Here is a 5,926-nt window from a genome sequence, read left to right as displayed (position 1 = left end):
ACGGCCTCCACCACGCCGTCCAAGCCGTCGCCCGCATGCACAACCTCGCCCTCGCCGCATGATCACACACGCCCGAGCACCGCTCCGACCTGCTTGATCACGGCCTTCTGCAACACCCTTAGGAGATTCCCGCCAGGCGCAACAGCGCTGTCGCCGCTGCCGCGCCGACGACGACCACCACGAACGGCGCCTTGCGCCAGGCGAGGATGCCGCCGAAGAGGACGCCCGCGGGGCGCGCCCAGCCCGCGGAGCCCTGACCCTCGGTCAGCGCCCCCGTGACGAGCAGGGCGACGAGGAGCACGGTGGCCCCCACGGTGAGCAGTTCCTGGACACGGGCGGGCAGTTCCACGCGCCCGTGCAGCACGGGTCCGGCCAGGCGGAAGGCGTACGTGCCCGCGGCGAGGACGAGGACGCAGGCGAGCGTGGCGTTCACGAGGCGCTCCCGGGAGCGGTGGTGCGCGGACGGCGGGGGCCGCGGCGGGCGGCGAGCAGGCCGAACAGGGCGAGGAGAACCGGCACCCCGGCGGGCAGCAGCGGGGCGGCGGCGACCGCGATGACCGCGCCGGCGGCCGCTGCCCGACGTGCCGCGCTGTCGGCGCGCAGCGCGGGCAGGACCAGGGCGAGAAGGATCGCAGGGAATGCCGCGTCGAGCCCGAACTTGTCGGTGTCGCCGAGCGCCGTACCGGCGAGGGCGCCCGCGAGAACGCTGACGTTCCACGCCAGGAACAGGCCGATGCCGGATATCCAGAACGCGGCCTTGCGCGCCCTGCCCTCGTCCTGGGCCAGCACGAAGGCGGCCGTCTCGTCGGTGATGAGGTGCGCGCCGATCAGCCGTGCCGCCCAAGAGCGGCCGAGGTCATCGGCGAGGGCCAGGCTGAACGCGGCGGTACGGGAGTTGAGGAGCAACCCGGTCGCTGCCGCGGCCACGGGGCCGCCGCCCGCGGTGAGCAGTCCGACCGCGCTGAACTGGGCGGAGCCGGCGTACACGAGCAGCGACATGAGGACGGGGACCCAGAGGGGGAGCCCGCCCGCGACGGCGATCGCGCCGAAGGAGACGCCGACGACGGCGTCGGCGAGCCAGACGAGGGCGATGTCGCGCAGGACACCGGGCGGGAGGTCGGAGAGGCGGACGAGGGAGGCGCCGGGCGCGCGCGTCGTTCTGTTTGGCGGATCGTTTGTTCGGTGTGGCGAACGCATGCATCGTAGGATGGGCAGTGCGGGGTGCGTTCGTCAAGGCGAACGAATGGCCTTGTGCAGCGAACGATGTGCGAAACGAAGCGTCTCGATCAGGAGCGAAAGCGATGACCAACGGCACCGGCCCCGGTGACGCCCAGCCGTCCCGCATGCCCCGTGAGTGGGTCGCCGCGGCGCTGCGCCGCGAGCGCGCGAAGGCCGGGATCTCCCTCTCCGAGCTGGCCAAGCGCGCGGGGATCGCGAAGTCCACCCTCTCGCAGCTTGAGGCGGCTACCGGTAATCCCGGCATCGAGACGATCTGGGCACTCGCCGTGGCGCTCGGGGTGCCGTTCAGCGTCCTGGTGGAGTCACCCGCGCCCGCCGTGACGGTGATCAGGGCGGGCGAGGGCCCGACCATGCACGCAGAGAACTCCTCGTACGCGGGCACCCTGCTCTCCGCGGGGCCGACCGGGGTGCGGCGGGACATCTACCACGGGACGCTGGAGCCGGGCGCCCCGCGCGAGTCGGACCCGCACATCCCGGGCTCGATGGAACACCTGGTCATCAGCACCGGCCGCCTGCTCGCGGGCCCGCGGGGCGAGACAGTGGAACTGGGCCCCGGTGACTACATGTCGTACCGAGGGGACGTGCCGCACTCCTACGAGGCCCTTGAGCCGGGCACGATGTTCGTGATGGTCATGCAGCACGTCTAGGCCCTGTCAGCCAGGCCCTCTTTACAGCCTGGCCCCCATATGTAGCTCAGCTCGCCAGTACAACGGCCCACTCGCCAACTGAGGCACTCAGCCACACTGGCATGTGTTCCCGGGGAAGCCGGCCTGAACCACGCAGAGGCCGCTTCCGCTGTGCGGCGCTGCTGCGCATAGCCCTGTAGGGAACGAAGTCTGCGGAGCCCAGCCAAGGGCCCCCTCCCCTGCGCGAGCTGAGTACACATACTCAGGCGCAGCCGCACAACTCCAGGAACCCTGTAGCTATGCCCTCGCACAAGACTGCCGCCGGCATCGGCGTTGTCGCCGCCGCACTGGCACTGACTGGCTGCGGGGACGACCTCTTCTCAAACATGAACGGGACACGCAAGGCCAACTCAGCACCCCCGTCCGCCACAGACCCCCATTCTCCTCCCGCCGACTCCCCACCCAACTACGGGGACAACACCGCAGCTCGCCGGCCAGAAGCAATGGCACGCGAAGACCAACAAGCAGCCACCGCCAGAACCCAGGAGGTCAAGGCCGCCCTCAGGATGCAACAGCAACGTGGACGGATCTCCCCCAAATACCTGCTGCCCGTCCTCGAGGACATCGCTGTCCCCTGGCGCGTCGAAGTCAGCAACCGCACCACGGGCACAGCCGCCACCACCCCGACCGACGGGAGCGCCTTCGGCATCTACGTCGGCGAAACCGCCTGCATCTCCGGCGCGGTGAGCAGCTCACGCATATGGGTCAACGTCAACGGGCACTTCCCGGAAACAGGATGCCTCGAGCCTCCCCCTGCACACTGACCTACACGTCACCAGCGAGCCTGCGCCAATGCCCACTTCGACGCACCATGCGCACCTGGGTACCAAACCACCGCACACCTGGATCCCTTCGCTTCAGACGGCGGAACGCCGGAGATCTCTGCCCGACACGGCCGTGATCGGCCCGAGGACCATGCGCAACGCCCGCCGCAACGGCGGGCAGCAGGGCAGATGCAGAGCACAGATTCATCGGGTCGTCCGCGTGGCGCCGGTGGCGACAAGGGGCGTCGACCAGAGCCGGGCAGCCTCGTCGGGATCGATGGCGTGAGCGCGGACGCCGCCGTCCTCCATGGGGGTCCAAGGGGCGGAGACGCACGTGATGTCGCAGTCCTCCAGGTCGAGGCCGCCCCGGTCGTCGAGGAGTGGGGAGGTGGCGGCCCACAGACCGGTGGCGGCACCCTGAAAGGGGATCTTGAAGCCCTCGCCGATGACATCGCCGTGCTCGTCCACCCACCCCGGTCGACCTGTTCCTTCAAGGCCATCTCGCGCTGGAGACCGGTGATGATTTTTCCGGAGTGAAGGGCGAAGGCCCGAACACCGTCACCTCGGCCGATGGCGTATAGGTGCACGACAACACAGCTGAAACCGTCGTGGAGGCGGACGACACCATCATCGTCGCGGCACGCACGCGAGCAACCGAGTGCTTCAGCGAACTCCAGTAGGACCGGCCGGCGCCAGACAAGGTCCGCGGTACTGGTTGCCGAAGAATCAACGGAGTGATCCTGGCCTGGCCCGTTGCTCCTGAGTTCGCAGCGGTGCGCGCCGAGCCGCTCCTAGCCTCGGCCGTACAGCTTGGCGTCGTCAGACCAGGTTCCGGACGCCGCACGGGCCGGACGCCGTCAGGGAATCAGAGGCGGGGCTGCTCGGCTACATCGGGTCGCGATTGAACAGGGCCTTGGACCAGAGGTAGCCGAGGACCGTCAGGCCCAGGCACCAGGTGACGGCCAGCCAGCCGTTGTGGCCGATCTCGCTGCCGAGCAGCAGGCCGCGCAGGGTCTCGATGGCCGGGGTGAAGGGCTGGTACTCGGCGATCGGCTGGAGCCAGCCCGGCATCGTCTCGGCGGGGATGAAGGCGCTCGAGATCAGCGGCAGGAGGATCAGGGGCATGGCGCTGTTGCTGGCCGCCTCTGCGTTCGGGCTGGACAGGCCCATCCCGACCGCGGTCCACGTCAGCGCCAGGGAGAACAACGTGACTAGCCCGAGCGCCGCCAGCCACTCCAGGACGCCTGCGTCCGTGGAGCAGAATCCGATGGCCACGCCGACGGCCCCGACGAGTACCACGCTCATGACCGACTGCAGCACGCTGCCGACGACGTGCCCGATGAGTACAGAACTGCGGTGGATCGACATCGTCCGGAAGCGGGCGATGACGCCCTCAGTCATGTCCATGGCCATGTACACCGCGGCGCCGAACGTGGTGCTCCCGACGGTCATCAGCAGGATGCCCGGAACGATGTAGGCGACGTAGTCGGAGCGGTCCGCGCCGCTGCCGCCGAGGCCGGCGCTCATCGCGTCGCCGAAGACGTAGACGAAGAGCAGCAGCATCATGACGGGCGTCAGCAGCAGGTTCAGCGTCGCGGACGGGTAGCGGCGCGCGTGCAGCAGATTGCGGCGCAGCATCGTGGACGAGTCGCGCACGGCCAGGGTCAGGGTGCTCATCGGGCGGCCTCCTCGGCCGGGGTGGCGGCGTCGTTGCGGGTGAGGGCGAAGAAGACGTCGTCGAGGTCGGGGGTGTGCACGGTCAGCCCGTCCGCCTCGATGCCGGCGGCGTCCAGCCAGTCGAGGACGGAGCGCAGTTCACGCTGGCTGCCGCCGCTGGGAAGCTGCAACGCCAGCGCCTCGTCGTCCCGCTGCACTTCGCGCAACGCGGTGGCGGCGCTGTGGTAGGCGGACGGATCGGTGAAACGAAGGCGAATGTGCCCGCCGGGGATCGTCCGCTTCAGTTCGTCGGCGCTGCCCTCGGCGGCGATCGTGCCGTCGTGGAGCACCGCGATCCGGTCGGCGAGTTCGTCGGCCTCCTCCAGGTACTGGGTGGTGAGGAAGACCGTGACACCGTCGGAGACGAGCTCGCGGATGATCTGCCACATGTTGTGGCGGGAGCGAGGGTCGAGTCCGGTGGTGGGCTCGTCGAGGAAGATGATGCGGGGGCCGCCGACCAGGGTCATGGCGATGTCCAGGCGCCGCTTCATACCCCCGGAGTAGCTCTGCACTGGCTTGCCGGCGGCCTCGACGAGGTCGAAGCGCTCCAGGAGTTCGGCGACGACCTGTTTGCCCTTGCGCTTGGAGAGGTGGTTGAGGTCTGCCATGAGGCGCATGTTCTCTTCACCGGTGATCAGTCCGTCGACGGCGGAGAACTGCCCGGTGACTCCGATCGCGGCCCGTACCCCGTCCGGCTCGGTGGCGATGTTGTGGCCCGCGACCTCGGCCTGCCCGCCGTCGGCACCGATGAGCGTGGAAAGGATCTTCACGATGGTGGTCTTGCCGGCGCCGTTCGGACCGAGCAGCGCGAAGACTGATCCTTCCGGGATGCACAGGTCGATGCCGTCGAGGACGGTCTTGTCGCCGTACGCCTTGCGCAGGCCGACGGCGGAGATGGCGGGCGAGCACGGGCGACGACCGTCACCGATGGATGTGGGCATGACAGGCGAAGGCATGCGGGACTTCCCTAGAAGCAAGGGGTGATGGAGGAAATCTGGGCCGGGCCCCAGGGGGGCCGCCCTGTGGACCTGGGAGGGTGAGGCAGGGAACACGGACCGTGCCGCCGTCGTTGTGCCAAAGGCAGTGCGCTCCATCCCGGACCCTGGAACTTCCCGACCAAAGGACACCCCTTGACTCCTCGCACCATCGTGATCACCGGCGCCAGCGACGGCATTGGGGCAGCAGCGGCCCGGACGCTGGTGCAGGCGGGGGATCAGGTGGTGATCGTCGGCCGGTCCGAGGAGAAGACCCGGACCATCGCCAAGGAGCTCAATGCGGACTACTTTGTCAGCGACTTCTCGGAGCTCGAGCAGGTCCGCACGCTCGCTTCCCAGCTGAAGTCCGATTACCCCCGGATCGAGGTCCTGGCCAACAATGCCGGCGGCATTATGGGCAGGCGCACCCTTACCGTGGACGGCAATGAATCCACGTTCCAGATCAACCACCTGGCGCCGTTCCTGCTCACCACGCTGCTGATGGATACGCTTACGGCCAGCAACGCCAAGGTGATCAACACCTCCA

7 protein-coding genes and 1 pseudogene are annotated in these 5,926 nt (G+C 68.9%); 3 read left to right on the top strand and 5 right to left on the bottom strand.

Annotation, left to right across the window (positions count from 1 at the left end):
- Positions 1–118: 118 nt before the first annotated feature.
- Positions 119–433: an AzlD domain-containing protein gene (locus RIF68_RS24705; RefSeq protein ID WP_309053497.1), complete on the bottom strand. Its 315-nt coding sequence runs from the start codon at positions 431–433 to the stop codon at positions 119–121.
- Complete coding sequence (locus tag RIF68_RS24700) at positions 430–1,197, bottom strand: AzlC family ABC transporter permease (RefSeq protein ID WP_309053496.1); 768 nt, start codon at positions 1,195–1,197, stop codon at positions 430–432. The genes RIF68_RS24705 and RIF68_RS24700 overlap by 4 nt, the downstream gene beginning before the upstream one ends.
- Before the next feature lie 104 nt (positions 1,198–1,301).
- Here RIF68_RS24700 and RIF68_RS24695 point away from each other — a divergent pair, with 104 nt between their 5' ends.
- Together RIF68_RS24695 and RIF68_RS24690 are read left to right on the top strand one after the other, a co-directional pair.
- Positions 1,302–1,886, top strand: coding sequence for an XRE family transcriptional regulator (locus RIF68_RS24695; protein WP_309053495.1), 585 nt, complete (start codon positions 1,302–1,304; stop codon positions 1,884–1,886).
- A gap of 482 nt (positions 1,887–2,368) precedes the next feature.
- On the top strand, positions 2,369–2,689 hold the full coding sequence (locus RIF68_RS24690) for a hypothetical protein (protein WP_309053494.1): 321 nt from the start codon (positions 2,369–2,371) through the stop codon (positions 2,687–2,689).
- A 204-nt stretch (positions 2,690–2,893) separates the two neighbouring features.
- Here the strand turns inward: RIF68_RS24690 and RIF68_RS24685 are convergent.
- The 3 genes and pseudogenes from RIF68_RS24685 to RIF68_RS24675 form a co-directional block, all read right to left on the bottom strand.
- Positions 2,894–3,276 (bottom strand): annotated as a pseudogene (locus tag RIF68_RS24685) (oxidoreductase); the annotation flags it as partial.
- Between the two features lie 298 nt (positions 3,277–3,574).
- Positions 3,575–4,366, bottom strand: coding sequence for an ABC transporter permease (locus RIF68_RS24680; protein WP_309053493.1), 792 nt, complete (start codon positions 4,364–4,366; stop codon positions 3,575–3,577).
- Positions 4,363–5,346, bottom strand: a complete 984-nt coding sequence (locus RIF68_RS24675) for an ATP-binding cassette domain-containing protein (RefSeq protein WP_309053498.1) — start codon at positions 5,344–5,346, stop codon at positions 4,363–4,365. Before RIF68_RS24675 ends, RIF68_RS24680 begins: the two co-directional genes overlap by 4 nt.
- A gap of 189 nt (positions 5,347–5,535) precedes the next feature.
- On the opposite strand from RIF68_RS24675, the gene RIF68_RS24670 reads away from it, so the two are divergent.
- Positions 5,536–5,926 (top strand): SDR family NAD(P)-dependent oxidoreductase (locus RIF68_RS24670; protein WP_309053492.1); only part of this gene is annotated, 391 nt, incomplete at its 3' end.

The sequence above is a fragment of the Streptomyces sp. genome, assembly GCF_031178505.1.
GTDB classification, from domain to species: Bacteria; Actinomycetota; Actinomycetes; order Streptomycetales; family Streptomycetaceae; genus Streptomyces; species Streptomyces gulbargensis.
Note: the sequence above shows the minus strand (reverse complement) of the source record. Positions and strands in the feature narration are given on the sequence as shown.